Source organism: Allobosea sp. 10L417, from assembly GCF_056395485.1.
In genome coordinates this window covers 164,533-181,846 of record NZ_JBFTJP010000009.1, presented here as the reverse complement: position 1 = coordinate 181,846, position 17,314 = coordinate 164,533, and the positions used below count along the sequence as shown (strand labels likewise).

Genomic DNA, 17,314 nt, shown 5'->3' with positions numbered 1-17,314 from the left:
GTTTAATCAGCCGGCGGGCAATGTCGAGGTTTCGAGGCGGCGGGTTTGGACGAGCCGAATCAGCGGGATCAGCAGCAGCAGCGCCGCGACGACCAGAAGACCTGCTGCGATCGGAGAAGCGACCAGCGTCAGCGGATCGCCCTGGCCGATTGCCAGCGCGCGTCGAAGCTGCAATTCGGCCATCGGGCCGAGAATGAGGCCGATCAATGCGGGCGCAATCGGCACCGAGCAGCAGCGAAAGCCGTAGCCGACCAGGCCGAGCAGACCGAGGGCGAGCAGTTCGACCCAGGACTGGGAAATGCCCCAGACGCCGACCAGCGAAAATATCAAAATGCCGGCGTAGAGATGCGGTTTCGGAATGGCGAGCAGCTTCACCCAGACCCGCGCCATCGGCAGGTTGAGGACGAGCAGCATCAGGTTGCCGATATAGAGCGAGGCGATCACGCCCCAGACCAATTCCGGATTGCTGGTGAACAGCGTCGGCCCGGGTTGGAGCCCGTAGTTCTGGAAGGCGGCCAGCATTACCGCGGCGGTGGCCGATGTCGGCAGGCCGAGCGTGAGCAGGGGGACCATGACGCCGGCGACGGCCGCATTGTTGGCGGCCTCCGGGCCGGCGACGCCCTCGATCGCGCCATGCCCGAACTCTTCTGGCTTCTTCGAGAGGCGCCTTTCGAGCGTATAAGACAGCAGCGTGGGGATTTCCGATCCTCCGGCCGGCATGACGCCGATCGGAAAACCGAGCGCCGCCCCTCTCAGCCAGGGCTTCCAGGATCTCTGCCAATCCTCGCGCGACATCGCGATCGGCCCGTTGACCTCGATCAGCTTCTGCGGGTCCTGGCTGAGCCGGCTCGCGACGAAGAGGATTTCGCCGACGGCGAACATCGCGACCAGTACGATGGTGATGCCTATACCGTCGGACAGCTCGGGAACGCCGAAGGTCAATCGCGGCAGCCCGGCCTGATAGTCGGTGCCCATGACTGCGAGCGCAAGGCCGAAGAAGAGCGAAACCAGCCCGCGCAGGATCGAGGTGCCGAGCACGACAGAGACGGAGGTGAAAGCCAGAACCGCAAGCGCGAAATACTCGGCGGGTCCGAAGACGAAGGCGATTTCCGAGATCGTCGGGGCCGCGAGCGTGAGCAGCACGGTGCCGATCGTTCCGGCAACGAAAGAGCCGATGGCGGCGGTCGCGAGCGCCGCAGCGCCGCGGCCGTTCTTTGCCATCTTGTTTCCTTCGAGCGCCGTGATCATCGAGCCGGATTCGCCAGGCGTGTTGATCAGGATCGAGGTGGTGGAGCCGCCATACATGGCGCCGTAGAACACGCCGGCGAAGATGATGAAGGCCGCGGTCGGCGACATGCTCACGGTGACCGGCAGGAGAAGGGTGATCGTGAGGGCCGGTCCGATGCCGGGCAGGACGCCGATCGCAGTCCCCAGCGCACAGCCGACCAGTGCCCACAAGAGGTTCATCGGCTGCATGGCGACCCCGAAGCCATGCATCAGCGCATCGAAAATGGACATCAGAAGCCTCCGGGCGGGAAGAAGGCGCCGAGCTGGACGCCGAGCTTCGTGAAGGCGAACCAGGTGATCGACGTTACGACGAAGCCGATGACGACATCGACCAGCGGCCGCTTCGATCCGTATGCGCGCGTGACCAGGGCGTAGGCCACCGCTCCGCCGATGGGGAAGCCGGCATAGCCAACAAGGGCGACCGGCAGAAAGACGCCCGCCGCGGCCGTCAGGAAGCCTGTCCATGACATCGGCCGGCTGACGTCGGCACCCTCGGTCTCCTCGGGCTCGAAGGTGGTGCCCTTCATGACCTGATAGCCGAGGGCGAGGCCCAGGGCGGTGAGGATGAGGCCGATCGCGAGGACGAAGAAACCGGGGCCGATCCCGGCATAAGCCTGCGCCAGCGGCAGGTCCGTGGCCTCATGCAGCAGGACGGCCCCGAGGATCAGGACACCGGCCGGCAAACCCCAGCGCGACGGGCGTCGCGCTGGGGAGGACTTGACCACCGAGGTCATTTGGCAACCCCGAGCTCCTCGAGGATCGGCTTGATCCGGGCGTTCTCGCTGGCGATGAAGGCAGAGAAGTCGTCGCCGCCGAGATAGGCGCTCTGAAGCCCGGACTTATCCAGTTCCGCGTTCCATTCCGGGTTCTCGGTTGCTTTTCCGAAGCGCTCGACCCAAGTCTTGCGCGCTGCGGCCGACATGCCTGGGGCGCCGACGATGCCGCGCCAGTTGCCGAGGACGATATCGACGCCGCTCTCCTTCAAGGTCGGGGCATCGACACCGGCCAGGCGCTTGTCCGAGGTGACGGCGATGATCCGGACGCGCCCGGCATCGGCCAGGCCCTTGAGCTCCGACGCACCGGAGACGAGGACGGAGATCTTGCCGCCGGCGAGCTGCGTGACGGCTTCGGCGCCGCCGCCATAGGCGATGTAGTTCAGCCGTTGCAGCGGAAGACCGGCATTCTTCGCGATCATCCCGGCGATGATGTGATCGACGCCGCCGGCCGAGCCGCCGCCGAACGCCACCGCGCCCGGATTGGCCTTCAGGGCCTCGCTGAGATCCTTGACGGTCTTGAAGGGCGAATTCGCCGGCACCGCCAGGCCATTATACTCGAAAGTCAGCCGCGCGATCGGCGTCGTCTCGGCGATCTGCGGCGAACCTTTTGTCGCCATGATCGACCCCAGCAGGATCACGCCCATACCCATCAGGGCGTTGTCCTGCCCCTTGCTGGTGCGGATGAACTCGCCGAGGCCAAGCGTCCCGCCCGCGCCTGGCTTATTGGTGAACACGGCCCCGTCTTTGAACTGACCGCTCTTGTCGAGCATTGTCATCGCGAGGCGGGTCGTGGTGTCGTACCCGCCGCCTGCTCCCGCCGGAACCATGACCTTGGCGGGCTCCGCCACCGCCATTCCCGCGAATCCGACCGCCATAGCGATGGAAAGCATCGTCCTGCGCATTGTCCGCATCCTCCCTGTTGGATGGCGAATGATTGTATTTTGGATATCCGTAGCTATTGTTTTTTGGATATGCAAGATATAATAGCTGCACGAGTTTACGGAGGAGCGTCATGTTGGAAAGAGCCACGCTGGCCGCGTTGGGGCCTGAGGTCGGCAGGGCGCGCTATGTGCCGATCGCTCGTTATCCCGGCATCGAGCAGTTGCCGTTTTCGCTGCGGATCGTGCTGGAAAACCTGCTGCGGCAGCAGTTCTTCGAAGGTGTGGCGAACGACGCCCAGGTTCGGGCCGTCCTCGCGCGCGAGGTGGGCACTGCGCTGACCTTCAAGCCGACGCGGATCTACGGCCAGGACATCTTGGCGAAAGTGATGCTGGTCGACATGGCCGGACTGCGCGACGCGCTTGCGAGCGAGGGCAAGGACCCCGGCGTCGTCAATCCGGCTGTGCCCGTCGACATCGTCATCGACCATTCGCTCCAGGTCGATTTCTTCGGCACGCGCGATGCGCCACGCCTCAACCTGGAGATGGAGTACCGCCGGAATGCCGAGCGTTTCGCCTTCCTGCGCTGGTGCTCGGAAAGCTTCGACGGCGTCCGCGTGGTCCCGCCCGGGAAGGGCATCATGCACCAGATCCATATCGAGAAGATCGGACAAGTCGTCTGGCTGGAAGAGCTGAAGGGGATGCAGGTGGCGTCGCCCGATACCTGCGTCGGAACGGATAGCCACACGCCGATGATCAACGGCCTCGGAATCCTCGGCTGGGGCGTCGGTGGCATCGAGGCCGAGGCCGTGATGCTCGGCAAGGGCGTCGCGATGGCGCTGCCGCGCGTCATCGGGGTCGAGGTCAAGGGCCGATTGCGCGAAGGCGTGATGCCGACCGACCTCGTGCTGACCATCACCGAGCGCCTGCGCAAGGTCGGTGTCGTCGGCGAGTTCGTCGAGTTCTTCGGACCCGGCTTGCAGCAGCTCTCGGTCGCCGACCGCGGAACCATCGCGAACATGGCGCCGGAATACGGGGCCACCGCCGTCTATTTCCCGATCGATCGGCGTTCGATCGACTTTCTGGAAATGACAGCCCGTCCGGCCGACCAGATTGCCCTGGTCGAGGCCTATGCCCGCGCCCAGAAGCTGTGGCGGGACGAGGCGACCCCGGCACCCGTCTTCGACCTCGTGGTCGAGATAGATCTGGCCGATATCCGCCCGTCGATGGCAGGCCCCAAGAATCCCGAGGATCGCTTCGATCTTGCCGATGCCGCGACCGCGTTCGCCGTGCATTGCCGGGAGATCGCCGGCCGGGAACCCTCACGGCAGGGCCACCCGGTCGCGGGAAGCGGCTTCTCGATCAAGGACGGCGATCTGGCGATCGCGGCCATAACCAGTTGCACCAACACCTCGAACCCGGTCGGCATGATCGCCGCGGGGCTGGTCGCCCGCAACGCCGCGCGCCTGGGGCTGAACTCGAAGCCCTGGGTGAAGACCTCGCTCGCTCCCGGAAGCCATGTGGTGGCCGAAATCCTGGAGCGCTGCGGATTGCAACGGGATCTCGACGCGCTCGGTTTCCAGGTCGTCGGCTTCGGCTGCACCACCTGCAATGGAGGGTCCGGGCCGTTGCCCCAACCGATCGCCGATGCGATCGAAGGCAACGGAATCCTGGCAACGGCAGTCCTCTCGGGCAACCGGAACTTCCAGGGACGTATCCACCCGAATGTCCGTGCCGCCTATCTGGCATCGCCCGCCCTGGTCGTCGCCTATGCCATTGCCGGGTCGATGACGCTCGACGTCGCCCGTGAGCCGATCGGCACCGCGGCAGACGGCAGGGACGTGTACCTGGCCGATATCTGGCCATCCTTCGCCGAGATCGACGCTCTGGTCGCGACGGCCTACACGCCCGAGGTCTTCGCCGAGAAATACGCGGACCTCTTTGACGGAGGCGAGCCATGGGCGAGGCTCGCGACCAAGCCTTCCGCCCTGTTCCCGTGGCAGCAGGGCAGCACCTATGTGCGCCAGCCTCCTTACTTCGAGGGGCTTTCGCCGCAGACGGCGCGCGGCTTCGATATCCGTGGCGCACGCCCGCTGGTCATTCTGGGCGACTCGATCACCACCGATGACATCTCGCCATCCGGTGCAATCAGCCTCGGAACGCCTTCGGCGGACCTGCTTCTGTCCTACGGCGTGCAGAAGGCCGACTTCAACAACTACACCACCCGCCGGGCCAATCATGAGGTTGCTGTCCGCGCCACCTTCGCGAACATCCGCCTGCGCAACCGCATCGTTCCCGGCGTGGAAGGCGGCTTCACCAAGGTCATGCCGAAGGGCGAGCAGATGCGGATATTCGAGGCCGCACAGGCCTATATGGATCGCGGCACCCCGCTCGTCGTGATCGCGGGCAAGAACTATGGCTGCGGCTCGTCGCGCGACTGGGCAGCGAAGGGCGTGGCTCTGCTCGGCGTGAAGGCGGTCATCGCCGAAGGGTTCGAGCGGATCCACCGCACCAATCTCGTCGGCATGGGCGTCTTGCCGCTTCAGTTCGGCGATGGCGTCGACCGTGAAGCGCTCGAACTCGACGGCTCCGAGATCTATGACGTCGTGGGTCTGGATCGCGAGTTTTCCGTTCGTGACCTAGTGACCTGCCGCATCACCCGGGCCAATGGGCAATCGTTCGAGATCCCTCTCACCATTCGCCTCGATACCCCCGAGGACATCGCCTATTGGCGTAACGGGGGCATCCTGCCCTTCGTCTGGAGGGAGTATATGGGCACAGGCGTGCCGATCGCGAGGACAGCATGAGCCAGCAATTCATTCCCGCCGTCTTCTACCGCGGCGGCACGAGCAAGGGCGTGTTCTTCAACGCGAAGGTTCTGCCGCAGGATCGCGATACCGTCAGCAGGATGCTCGTCACTGCCCTCGGCAGCCCCGATCCCTACGGCCGGCAGCTCGACGGCATGGGCGGCGGCATCTCCTCGCTGTCGAAGGCCGTGATCATCGGGCCGCCGACGCATCCCGATGCGGATGTCGACTACACCTTCATCCAGATCGCCGTCGATCAGCCGGTGGCAGACTGGACCAACAACTGCGGCAACCTGTCTTCAGCGGTCGGCCATTTCGCGGTCGACGAGGGGTTCGTGCCGGCTGCGGACGGAGAAGTGCTGGTCCGCATCCACCAGACCAACACCCGGAAGCTGATTCATTCCCGCTTCCAGGTGAAGGACGGCAAGGCCGAAACCCGGGGGGACTACACCATCGCGGGCGTTTCGACACCGGGATCGCGAATTCGCCTGGATTTCCTTGACCCCGACGGAGCGGTGACCGGAAAATTGCTGCCCACCGGGCATGTCGTCGACACCATCGACCTCGGAGTGGATGGCCGCTTTGAGGTCTCGATCGTCGATGCGACGTCCCTGATCGCCTATGTCGAGGCGGCCGCTTTCGGGCTGACCGGCGCGGAAACCCCGGATCTGGTCGAGGCCACCCCCGGCGTCATGGACAAGCTGGAAGCTCTTCGTCGCCGCGCCGGCGTTCTCGCCGGCCTTGGCGCGAGGCCCGAGGCTATCGGTCTCCAGACGCCGCGCATCGCACTGGTTTCCGCTCCGGTGGCGTTCGAGGCCCTGGACGGAGAAGTCTTCACGCCCGATCAGTTCGATGTCGCGACACGCATGATTTCGATGCAACGCGCACACAAGGCCATCCCTGGCACGGGCGGCCTCAATCTCGGGGTGGCGACCCAGATTGCCGGCACGATTCCCAACCGCCTCTCGAAGCCGGCCAATGCCGCTGGTGAAGTGCGCGTCGCGAATCCGTCCGGCCTGGTTTCCGTCGGCTCCGTCGTGCATGAGACAGAGCGCGGGTGGACTGCTGACAGCGCCGTCCTGTTCCGGACCGCTAGGCGCTTGATGCAGGGTGAGATAGCCATTCCGGTGTCGAACGGGGCCTGAAATGTCACAACAGCCGACCACGTTGCAGCTCAAGCTGGCCAATCAGATCTTGTCGCATGCGCGGTCGTCGGGCTGGCAAAACGGCCACCATCTTACCGAGGACTCGTTGCAGCCCGTGCTGGGGGCTTCCCGGACGCCCATCCGCGCCGCGATGGCGCATCTGGCCGAGGCAGGCGTCCTGGAGCGCCGGCCGAACAAGGGCTTCTTCCTCAAGGATCTCTCTGTCCGAGAAAAGGCATCAGCGGGAGAAGCGGAAGCCGGCGAAGATGCGTCGGCCACCTATCTCGCGATCGCGATGGACCGCTTGAACCACAGGCTTCCAGAGGTGGTGAGCGAGAACGAGCTCATCCGCCGCTATGACCTCTCCCGGGCACGGCTGCGCCACATCCTGGCGAGGATGGCCTCGGAAGGCTGGGTTGAGCGCCGGCAGGGGCGCGGATGGGAATTCCAGCCCCTGATCGACACCCTCGACGCCTATCGCGAGAACTATCGCTTTCGCCAGATGATGGAGCCGACGGCGATGCGATCTCCCGAGTTCGCGCCCGACATGGACCGGCTGCGCTCGCTGCGTGACCAGCAAACCTTCGTCCTTGAGGAAGGGTATCGGCGGCTCGGGCAGATCGAGCTTTTCGAGATCAACTCGTCCTTCCACGAGGGTATCGCGGCGATGTCCGGAAACCGCTTCTTCGTGCAGACCTTGGCAAGGCTGAACCAGTTGCGGCGGCTCATGGAATATGGCCGCCCGCTCGATCGCGAGCGCGCTCGCCGTGTCTGCCTCGAACACCTTGGTATCATCGAGTTGCTCATGGCTGGCGACAGGACGGGAGCCGCGGATCGGATGCAGCTCCATCTTACCGATGCCGCTCTGGAGAAGGCTCCCATGATGAGCGGCTTGCAATCCTCGTGAGGAGCAGTGGCGGATGCGGACATGTTGACTGAGAGCGGCAGGCTGCGGGCCGCTATCAACCTGGGCAACCCGGTTCTTGCGCAGCGCCGCCCGAACGGTGAGCTGACCGGGGTTACGGTAGCGCTTGCGCGGGCATTAGCCGACCGCGAAGGGCTGGCGCTCGACCTCATCCCGTTCGACGGTGCTGGCAAGGTGGTCGATGCGGCGGCAGACGATATCTGGGACGTGGCCTTCCTCGCCATCGATCCCAAGCGGGCCACGGAGATTGCCTTCACCGAGCCTTACCTCGTGATCGAGGGCGTGTTCGTGGTCACGGCGGCGTCGCCGTTCCAAAGCATTCGGGATGTCGACCAGGCGGGCGTGCGGGTTTCCGTCGGGCGCGGCGCCGCCTACGATCTGCATCTTACGCGGACGCTGAAGCATGCCGAGATCGTGCGCGTTCCGACCTCGGCCGAGGCCCTGCCTCATTTTCTCTCGCAGGGCCTTGAGGCAGGAGCCGGAATTCGACAACCCGCAGCAGCGTTCGTCGCGCGAAACCCGGGCCTACGGCTGATCGAAGAACCGTTCATGGAAATTCGGCAGGCGATGGCGCTGCCCATTCGGCAATCTGACCAATTGCCGAGACTCCAGCGCTTCTTGGATGAAGCTGCGGTTAGCGGGTTGATTGCCGAATCCCTATCGAATTCAGCCGAAAACGGCTGACGACCCTTTGGTCACAGCGTCGATAGCCATCTCATCTACGCGCCATGACCGTGAGAAAATCGGTGCGCAAGGCTCGAGGGAATGAGCGCTGCGGACATCTGCCGAGGTTGATCTTCTTCATCTTTCAGGAGGCTTGGGCTGGCGTTCCTGATCCAAGCAACCGAAGCCCTATTGCTGCCGCGTCGCGCTCCGGCATAGGGGCAGAACTGCGGCTTAGCTTCACATCCGCATCGTCGATGTCGTTCCTTCTGAAGGCGAAAACTCACTCCAGAGGCCATCCTCGATCGAGAACTGATGAACGCTGAAGCTAAGTGCGATAGCGCACGCGATCTTGATGCTGTTCTGATCGTCCTGATCCAACGATTGGAAAATCTTCGCCGTCATTGGCTTGTCGTCCGCGAGCTGGTGCCGGAACCAGGCGAGGCGGCCTTTCGCCTTGAAGTCCGTGTATCCCTCGGCTGCCAGCCTTTCGGGAAAGGCCGCGATCAGATCGGCGTTAACCGGCACCTCGACATTGTCGAACTTGAACCAGCGATAGCCTTCCTGAGTGGGAGGCAGAGGGAGCTTGTCGTTCACGGCAAGAATCGAGAGCTGCCGAACGGCACTCTTCAATGCCGCAGATTGGCTCTGGTAGCTTCCCACGCTGCCCATCATCGTCGGCACTCCCGGGGGGAGATTCTTGAAGGTGACGTCAGCGTGCCACCCATCGTCCGCCTGATAGACATGAACGCCTTCGACCTTCAACAGCCGCCACCATTCAAGCGAGGAAGCGGCCGTCATAGTTTTCGCGTCGATGGTGGACGTACCGACATTGCTGAGCTTGCCCTTCAGTTCCTGGAGTAGGGTGCTCGCGCGAAGACGGTTCTCATGTGTGGAGTGGTCGTAGCTCATGGCTGTCTACCCGAACGGCTTGGCTGGGAATTGCTGCCTCGGATTGAGGTTCACGAGTCTCCGAGCAAGCCACAAACAGCGGCTTCGATCTTATTCGCCATGATGGTTCAGATGCAGCGGGCCGTCTCAGCACCTCGGATTTCACACAGTCAAAGATAACGAGACTGGCAAAAAATGCACGTTTCATTATCTTTGACTGGGCATGGGGCCTGCGGTCCAGTGAGGTTTTGTCCCCGAAATCGCACTTGGGGGGCTTTTCGTCCCGAGCAGTGATTTTCTGTCCCACAATGTCGAGGCCGCCAAACCGAGCGGATTTCTGTGGTGTCGTCCAGTGGTGGGAAGCTAATACGCGTCGGCATCCTTGAACTGTTGAGCCAACGCCGCCGCTCGCTTCTTCAGCAAGGCGTCACCCGACTCGCGGGCGAGGTTCTCCGCCCTTGAGCGCGCGACCGCATAGTCCATGAAATAGCGCAGCGTCGATTCCTTAAGTGCGACATACTCCCCCCGTGCTGAAGAACTTACGCGGCCGCCCATGAGCTCGAGCACGCTCACCAACCCCTCATCGGTCGCAATCTGCGACGTAACGAATTCCTTCGGCCCCTCGGGATCGCCGGCCTGATACCAGGCGAAGAGCGCGCTGAGGGGGCGCCGCAACGCCGTCCATTCTTCAAGGCGAAGATTTCTGTATCTTTCGACCATGATCGCCGAGACTCGATCAAGCTCATCGGCCTCGAAATGCTTCTCGCCACTCGGACGCCCTTCGACGCGCCCATGCGCGAATGTCTCGCTCCTCAGGAGGGTCGTCAGCCAATCCATCGCTCGGCTCCGGAACATGCCGAGCAACGTTTCCTCTCGACGATCCTCCAGTCTCGGTAGGAGCCACTTGAGGACGCGACGTCCCTCCACCCAAGATTGCGGATCACCGAGGCCTTCGTCACGCACCGACGCCATCTCGTCCAGCCGGTCGGCCATCGCGCAGAGAAGCGTCTGAGCTCGCGCCGAGCCGAACGTGTCCCCATCTGCGTCGACGATACGGCTCAGCATCGCCTCAGCTTTCGTTGCACCGGTCGAAAGCCGCTCGTTGTTCCAACTCGCCAGCAGTTTCGAGGCCTCGGCCACCGAGGCGTCCAATGCTGCGAACAGGGCTTGGAAGTCAGTACGCCGCGGTGCGTTGCGAGGCTGTTGCACCGCGAAATAGAGACGGTAGTGATCTGGGCTGGCCAGTCTGCTGGAGCGGGCTGCTCTCGCTACCTCCTCCTTGGGGATGTGAGCATGAACGCCGGGCTCGTCATCCTTGCCGTAGTTCATCCACTCCTCGATGCCGGGGAGGAATTCTGACAGTCTATGACGGGCGTGTTCGAACTCGGCGCTTTCGGCCAGCAGTGCTTCGTCGAGGCGTTTACGAGACGACCGCTTCTCATCTTCGCTGATGATCGCGATCCCGGATGTCTGGGCAGCGACCTCGGGAAGATAGTGTTCGATCCAGCCGTAGAGCTTTGGGTTGCCGACCTTGATGAGGTGCAGCCAGACAAGGTCGCTAAGATCGACCTGATCCTGCAACGCACCCCAGAAGAATCGGATGCCGTCCAGRCATCTGACGACATGACGCGGTGTAGAGAGGTAGCGGCCGCCCTCAATGTCCACGACTGCACCAAGCCGCGATCTCCATGCCCCGGCTTCGTCGGCAGCATAAGGAAGCGCATCTATCTCCTCGCGGAACCATCGACGCAGGTCGAAAGCCTCAGGCCGCGGTACCGAGATCGCGATCTGGACGATCTTCTCAATGTAGGCGTGCCCATTTTCCACCTGGGCGGCTGCCTGTATCGAGTGGGCAACAATGCTAGGATCGTAGCAAAGCATATAGACCACATTCGGGAAGTCGGCGACTGAACGGACGAGCCGCAGAATCTCGACAACCTCACTTGGTTCCAACCGATCAACGTCGTCGACGGTGACAACGATGCGGCGCGGTAAGGAGCCGAGGCGTTGGCGCAAGTCCGCCTTCTCGGCGGCAATCGAGCGTTTGCCGTCCAGACCGTTCGCCGCCTTAGCGATCGCCTCGATGGCCTCACCGGCAAGCGCCGCCCCGGGAACGACGGAGCCGGCGACCTTTGCCAATGTGCCTAGGCCGCCGAGTTGTGCGGCGAAGCCAACGACCTTCTTGCCAGCCTCTCCCAGTTCACGGCGTTGCCGTCCGACCGGATCGCCCGAGCCCTCTTCAATTGTATCAACAGCTATGGCGAGCTCGCTGAACAGCGCCAGCAGCAAGCTGTTTCTGTCACCAATGAGCCAAGGCTTGAATTCGATGACCTCCGGCGCGGAGCTGGATGCCCGCAACGCGGCCACGGTCATGTTCACGAGACTGGACTTGCCCGATCCCCAGCGGCCCTCAACTCCGATGACCAAGCCGTCGACGACGGGCTGCCGAAGAACCGCGGCCGCGATCGCTTCCGCAGTCGCTGCGAAGCCCAGGCGATCTTCAGCGGAACTCTGAAGCGCCTTGTCGCCACTCAGATCCAAAGTTGCATTCCTTCGGCGTGGAACGATTACCCAGGTAGGTGTTGGGGGGCCGTTGTGTCGCGGCCTGAACATTTCTCCAGTGATCGCGCGGCAATCTCTGGAAATCGAAAGCCCGGCCGAAGCCGGGCGTTCTCAGGCTTGATGACCCCGTTCCAGAGAGCCCGCCGCAGGGGTGCGGCGGACTTCCGCTCTCATCGAGGCGCACTTTGGGTGGAATCAGACCAAACTTCCGGAGCGCCTACACCTACACGAACATCAACTCGGCATATCATGAGCAGCCGGTGGTATTACCGCAGGTGTTGCACTTCAGACAGGTTCCGTTCCGCACCAGCGTGAAGTTGCCGCATTCGCCGCAGCTGTCGCCGACATAGCCCTTCATGATCGCCTCGGCGCGGCGCTCGGACTGGCTCGGCTGGGCGGCCGGGGCCGCGAAGCCCAGCTTGGCCATCTCCGCCTCGCCATAGGCCTCCGGTTCCTCCTTCAGCGCGGTCGCGCCGGCCGTGGCCAGCGCCGTCACGGACGAGGCCGAGCGGGCGACCGCATCGTTCGCCGCCCCGCCGCCCTGGATAGCGAGCAGGTTGATCGGCTTGCCGCGGCGGAAGCCGGTGGAGGCGAGGGGGGTCGAGGTGATCGGAGCCGCAGCATCCGGCGCCTTGTCCTGGCCGACGCCGCCGCCGATCACGTCATGGCCGATCTCGCTCGGGTCGACATGGGCGAGGTCGTTGCGGCCGAGATAGGAGATCGCGAGCTCGCGGAAGACGTAGTCGAGGATCGAGGTCGCGTTCTTGATCGACTGGTTGCCGGCAACGAAGCCCGAGGGCTCGAAGCGGGTGAAGGTGAAGGCCTCGACATACTCCTCCAGCGGCACGCCATATTGCAGGCCGAGCGAGACCGCGATGGCGAAGTTGTTCATCATCGCCCGGAAGGCGGCGCCTTCCTTGTGCATGTCGATGAAGATCTCGCCCAGGCGCCCGTCCGAATACTCGCCGGTGTGGACATAGACCTTGTGGCCGCCGACCACCGCCTTCTGGATGTAGCCGGTACGGCGATCGGGCAGCTTCTCGCGCTCGCGCTTGCGCTCGATACGCTCGACGATGCGTTCGACGATCTTCTCCGAGATCTGCGTGGCACGTGCCGCCATCGGCGCCGCGACCAGCGTCTCGACGGCGTCATCGGCCTCGTCGTCCTCATCCGAGATCAGCGCGGAGTTCAGCGGCTGCGAGAGCTTGGAGCCGTCGCGGTAGAGGGCGTTCGCCTTCAGCGCCAGCTTCCAGGAGAGCATATAGGCGCTCTTGCAGTCCTCGACCGTCGCGTCGTTGGGCATGTTGATGGTCTTGGAGATCGCCCCCGAGATGAAGGGCTGCGCCGCCGCCATCATGCGGATATGGCTCTCGACCGAGAGATAGCGCTTGCCGATGCGGCCGCAGGGATTGGCGCAATCGAAGACGTTGTAGTGCTCGGTCTTGAGATGCGGGGCGCCTTCCAGCGTCATCGCGCCGCAGACATGGACGTTGGCGGCCTCGATCTCGGCCTTGGTGAAGCCGAGGAAGGGCAGGAGCTCGAACGACATGTCGTTCAGCTTCTCGGCCGGGACCTTGAGCGTGCCGGTGAGGAAATCCTCGCCCAGCGTCCACTTGTTGAAGACGAACTTGATGTCGAAGGCGCTCTTCAGCCCCTTCTCGACCGCCTCGATCTTCTCGTCGGTGAAGCCCTTGGCGCGCAGCGTCGAGGGGTTGATGCCCGGCGCCTGCTTCATCGAGCCGTGGCCGACGGCATAGGCCTCGATCTCGGCGATATCCGCCTCGCGGTAACCCAGCGCCCGCAGCGCGTCCGGTACGGCGCGGTTGATGATCTTGAAGTAGCCGCCGCCGGCGAGCTTCTTGAACTTCACCAGCGCGAAGTCGGGCTCGATGCCGGTGGTGTCGCAATCCATGACGAGACCGATCGTGCCGGTCGGCGCGATCACGGTCGCCTGGGCGTTGCGGTAGCCGTAGCGCTTGCCCTGCTCCAGGGCTTCGTCCCAGACGATGCGCGAGCGCTCCGCCATGGTCACGGCCGAGCCGCCGAGGCGGGCCAGCGTCGCATGGTCGAGCGGGACCGGGGTGACGCTCAGGCCCTCATAGCCGTCGGCGAGGCCATGGGCCGCCGTGCGGTGGTTGCGGATGACGCGCAGCATGTGGCTGGCGTTCTTCTTGTAGCCGGGGAAGGGGCCGAGCTCGCCCGCCATCTCCGCCGAGGTCGCATAGGCGACGCCTGTCATGATCGCGGTGAGGGCACCAGCTAAAGCGCGGCCCTCGTCCGAGTCGTAGCCGAGGCCCATGGTCATCAGCAGGCCGCCGATATTGGCGTAGCCGAGGCCGAGCGTGCGGTACTCGTAGGAAAGCTCGGCGATCTCGCGGCTCGGGAACTGCGCCATCGTCACCGAGATCTCGAGCACGACGGTCCAGAGCCGGCAGAGATGCTCATAGGCCGCGACGTCGAAGGACTTGGTCTGCGTATCGTAGAACTGCAGGAGGTTGGCCGAGGCCAGGTTGCAGGCGGTGTCGTCGAGGAACATGTACTCGGAGCACGGGTTGGACGCCCGGATCCGGCCGGAAGCCGGGCAGGTGTGCCAGTCGTTCATCGTCGAGTTGAAATGCAGGCCGGGATCGGCCGAGGCCCAGGCGGCGTAGCCGATCTTCTCCCAGAGGTCGCGGGCCTTCAGCGTCTTGAGGACCTTGCCGGTGGTGCGGCCGGTCAGGTTCCAGTCATTGTCGTTCTCGACAGCGCGCAAAAAGTCGTCGGTCAACGAGACCGAGTTGTTCGAGTTCTGGCCGGAGACGGTGAGATAGGCGTCGGAATCCCAGTCGGTGTCATAGGTGTCGAAGGAGATGTCCTTGTAGCCCTGCTTGGCGAACTGGATGACGCGCTTGATGTAGTTGTCCGGCACAAGGGACTTGCGGGCGAGCTTGATCTCGCGCTTCAGCGCCGGGTTCTGCTCGGGATCGAAGCAAGAGTCGCCGTCGCCTTCGCAGTTCACGCAGGCCTTGAGCACGGCCTTCATATGCTTCTTGACGATCTTGGAGCCGGTGACGAGAGCCGCGACCTTCTGCTCCTCCTTCACCTTCCAGTCGATATAGGCCTCGATATCCGGATGGTCGGCATCGACGACCACCATCTTGGCGGCGCGGCGGGTGGTGCCGCCCGACTTGATGGCGCCGGCGGCGCGGTCGCCGATCTTGAGGAAGGACATCAGGCCCGAGGACTTGCCGCCGCCGGCGAGTTTTTCGCCTTCGCCGCGCAGCATCGAGAAGTTCGAGCCGGTGCCGGAGCCATACTTGAACAGGCGGGCTTCGCGGACCCAGAGGTCCATGATGCCGCCCTCGTTGACGAGGTCGTCCTGGACGCCCTGGATGAAGCAGGCATGTGGCTGCGGATGCTCGTAGCTCGACTTCGACTTCACCAGTTTGCCGGTCTTGAAGTCGACGTAGAAATGGCCCTGGCTCGGGCCATCGATGCCATAGGCCCAGTGCAGGCCGGTGTTGAACCATTGCGGCGAGTTCGGCGCGACGCGCTGGGTCGCGAGCATGAAGCGCAGCTCGTCATGGAAGGCCGCGGCATCCTCCTCGGAGGAGAAATAGCCGCCCTTCCAGCCCCAATAGGTCCAGCAGCCGGCGAGGCGGTCGAAGACCTGCTTCGACGAGATCTCGGAGCCGTAGCGCTCGCCTTCCGGCAGCTCGGCGAGAGCGGCCTCGTCGGCAACGGAACGCCAGAGGAAGGAGGGGACGCCGTTTTCCTCGACCTTCTTCATGCGCGCGGGCACGCCGGCCTTGCGGAAATACTTCTGAGCGAGCACGTCGCTCGCGACCTGGGACCAATCCTCGGGAACCTCGATGCCTTCGAGCCGGAAGACGACGGAGCCGTCCGGGTTCTTGATCTCGCTGACGGCCGATCGGAACGGGATCGCGGCGTAGGGCGATTGTCCGGCGGAGGTATAGCGGCGCTCGATGCGCATGATCTTCGTCCTTGCATGCCGCGGGTGGATACCCCGCGCGGCCGGTTGATCGCCGGCTCCTGATGTCAGTCCAAACTCGGTTCGATGCCTCGTGGGTCCTTGGCGGTGTCGCCCCGCTTGCAGGCCCGGACGCGCCCAAAATGCCCGTGCAAATCCGTTCGCTTCCGCTGATGTCGGCGGATGCGGCGGCAGGCCCGTAAGCACTCTGGAAAACTAGGGTTCGCAGTCATCCAGAGGGGGTGCCGCCGGCCGTCATGCGATGGTCAAAATCTAGCGCCGTTCGCGACGCTCCGTCAAGGAATAGTGGAGCGCCATCCTTGTGGATACGACATGTGGTAGGGATGTGTGGGTTGTGGGGATAAGTTTCAAGGCCCTGGCTAAGCCTTGGAAATGGCGAAGAGAATCGCTGCCCCGCGGCAACATTGCCACAGCGCTGTGCGAAGCGCAGTTCCTAAAATCCCCACTATTCACGGTAAATGAAGTGTGACCCTCGGGTGACGAGCGCGGGTTTGCAGATAGCGGTTGCGGGGAGCGCTCCAAGTGCTTGAAGTCGGTGCGCTTCGGCGCTGAATCATGGCGGCGAGCGAGCCTAATCGCGGCGAAATTCCGGCGGAGCGTGGGCGGGAATCAGCAGCCGATCGCAGGAGGAATCAGGCCGCGCGCTGCGCGGTCTGGGCGACGACCGGCTGGACCATCGTTTTGCACGCTCTTGTGGATATTGTTGGAGACCATCCAGCGCCGCTGGCGCGGCGAAGCGACCCGGCGGCAGCGTTCCGGACTGGACAGAGCAGGGCCCTGCCGCCATAAGTCGGGCCAAGACGCGCCGGCCTCTCCGCACGGCGCTGCAAGCGCATGGACTGAAGGCAATGAAGGACTGGCTGCTGCAGATCTTCACCTGGTGGAACGGCCAAACCATCGGCACGCGCTTCCACACCTGGCGCTTCGGCGAGAAGGTGGGCGAGGACGAGTTCGGCAATGTCTATTACCGCACCGCAGGCGGGGTGAAGGACAAGGCGCTCGGCTTCCAGCGCCGCTGGGTGATCTACAAGGGCGAGGCCGAGGCCTCCAAGGTTCCGCCCGGCTGGAATGGTTGGCTGCACCACACCGTCGACGTCGCCCCCTCGGAGGAGAGCTACCAGCCGCGCGAGTGGCAGGAGCCGCACCAGCAGAACTGGACCGGCACGGCGCTGGCCTATCGCCCGCAGGGCTCGACGCTGGCGGAGGGCGAGCGCCCGGCCGCGACCGGCGACTACCAGGCCTGGACACCGGGCCGCTGAGGCAACGCCGCAAGGCAGGTTGCGAGATATCGGGGCCGCTCCTTTCGGGGCGGCCTTTTTGCTGGGTGGCAAGGCAGCGGCGGCCGCTGCTGAAATGGCCGTTTCGGGCGCGACGCCCTTTTTCCGCTGC

The 17,314-nt window shown here is 64.0% G+C and carries 11 protein-coding genes; 5 read left to right on the top strand and 6 right to left on the bottom strand.

The genetic code is table 11. The features are described 5' to 3' along the window. Window positions 1-6: 6 nt before the first annotated feature. Genes AC1DE3_RS21105 through AC1DE3_RS21095 form a run of 3 tightly spaced genes read right to left on the bottom strand, consistent with a single transcriptional unit; the run spans window position 7 to window position 2,965 of the window. Window positions 7-1,518: a tripartite tricarboxylate transporter permease gene (locus AC1DE3_RS21105; RefSeq protein ID WP_476765297.1), complete on the bottom strand. Its 1,512-nt coding sequence runs from the start codon at window positions 1,516-1,518 to the stop codon at window positions 7-9. Next, window positions 1,518-2,021, bottom strand: coding sequence for a tripartite tricarboxylate transporter TctB family protein (locus AC1DE3_RS21100; protein WP_476765298.1), 504 nt, complete (start codon window positions 2,019-2,021; stop codon window positions 1,518-1,520). The genes AC1DE3_RS21105 and AC1DE3_RS21100 overlap by 1 nt, the downstream gene beginning before the upstream one ends. Beyond that, a complete protein-coding gene (locus AC1DE3_RS21095) occupies window positions 2,018-2,965 on the bottom strand; it encodes a Bug family tripartite tricarboxylate transporter substrate binding protein (protein WP_476765299.1) in 948 nt (315 codons plus the stop codon). Before AC1DE3_RS21095 ends, AC1DE3_RS21100 begins: the two co-directional genes overlap by 4 nt. Window positions 2,966-3,075: 110 nt before the next feature. On the opposite strand from AC1DE3_RS21095, the gene acnA reads away from it, so the two are divergent. Genes acnA through AC1DE3_RS21075 form a run of 4 tightly spaced genes read left to right on the top strand, consistent with a single transcriptional unit; the run spans window position 3,076 to window position 8,502 of the window. Further along, entirely contained in the window at window positions 3,076-5,748 is a 2,673-nt protein-coding gene (gene acnA / locus AC1DE3_RS21090) for an aconitate hydratase AcnA (RefSeq protein WP_476812269.1), read from the top strand. Next, window positions 5,745-6,893 carry a PrpF domain-containing protein gene (locus AC1DE3_RS21085; RefSeq protein WP_476765301.1) on the top strand — a complete coding sequence of 383 codons (1,149 nt, stop codon included), beginning with the start codon at window positions 5,745-5,747 and terminating at the stop codon, window positions 6,891-6,893. Before acnA ends, AC1DE3_RS21085 begins: the two co-directional genes overlap by 4 nt. A gap of 1 nt (window position 6,894) precedes the next feature. Next, the gene (locus AC1DE3_RS21080; RefSeq protein ID WP_038368530.1) at window positions 6,895-7,800 is read left to right on the top strand and encodes a GntR family transcriptional regulator; all 906 of its coding nucleotides are present in this window, start codon (window positions 6,895-6,897) and stop codon (window positions 7,798-7,800) included. Window positions 7,801-7,821: 21 nt separating this feature from the next. Continuing rightward, a complete protein-coding gene (locus AC1DE3_RS21075; protein WP_476852724.1) occupies window positions 7,822-8,502 on the top strand; it encodes a transporter substrate-binding domain-containing protein in 681 nt (226 codons plus the stop codon). A 219-nt stretch (window positions 8,503-8,721) separates the two neighbouring features. Here AC1DE3_RS21075 and AC1DE3_RS21070 read toward each other — a convergent pair whose 3' ends face one another. From AC1DE3_RS21070 to AC1DE3_RS21060, 3 genes are all read right to left on the bottom strand, one after another. Then, complete coding sequence (locus AC1DE3_RS21070) at window positions 8,722-9,393, bottom strand: hypothetical protein (RefSeq protein ID WP_476765303.1); 672 nt, start codon at window positions 9,391-9,393, stop codon at window positions 8,722-8,724. A gap of 342 nt (window positions 9,394-9,735) precedes the next feature. Further along, a complete protein-coding gene (locus AC1DE3_RS21065; RefSeq protein ID WP_476765304.1) occupies window positions 9,736-11,913 on the bottom strand; it encodes a KAP family P-loop NTPase fold protein in 2,178 nt (725 codons plus the stop codon). A gap of 268 nt (window positions 11,914-12,181) precedes the next feature. Continuing rightward, window positions 12,182-15,907, bottom strand: a complete 3,726-nt coding sequence (locus AC1DE3_RS21060; protein WP_476778164.1) for a vitamin B12-dependent ribonucleotide reductase — start codon at window positions 15,905-15,907, stop codon at window positions 12,182-12,184. A gap of 866 nt (window positions 15,908-16,773) precedes the next feature. Here AC1DE3_RS21060 and AC1DE3_RS21055 point away from each other — a divergent pair. Next, complete coding sequence (locus AC1DE3_RS21055; protein ID WP_265054815.1) at window positions 16,774-17,184, top strand: NADH:ubiquinone oxidoreductase subunit NDUFA12; 411 nt, start codon at window positions 16,774-16,776, stop codon at window positions 17,182-17,184. Window positions 17,185-17,314: the final 130 nt, after the last annotated feature.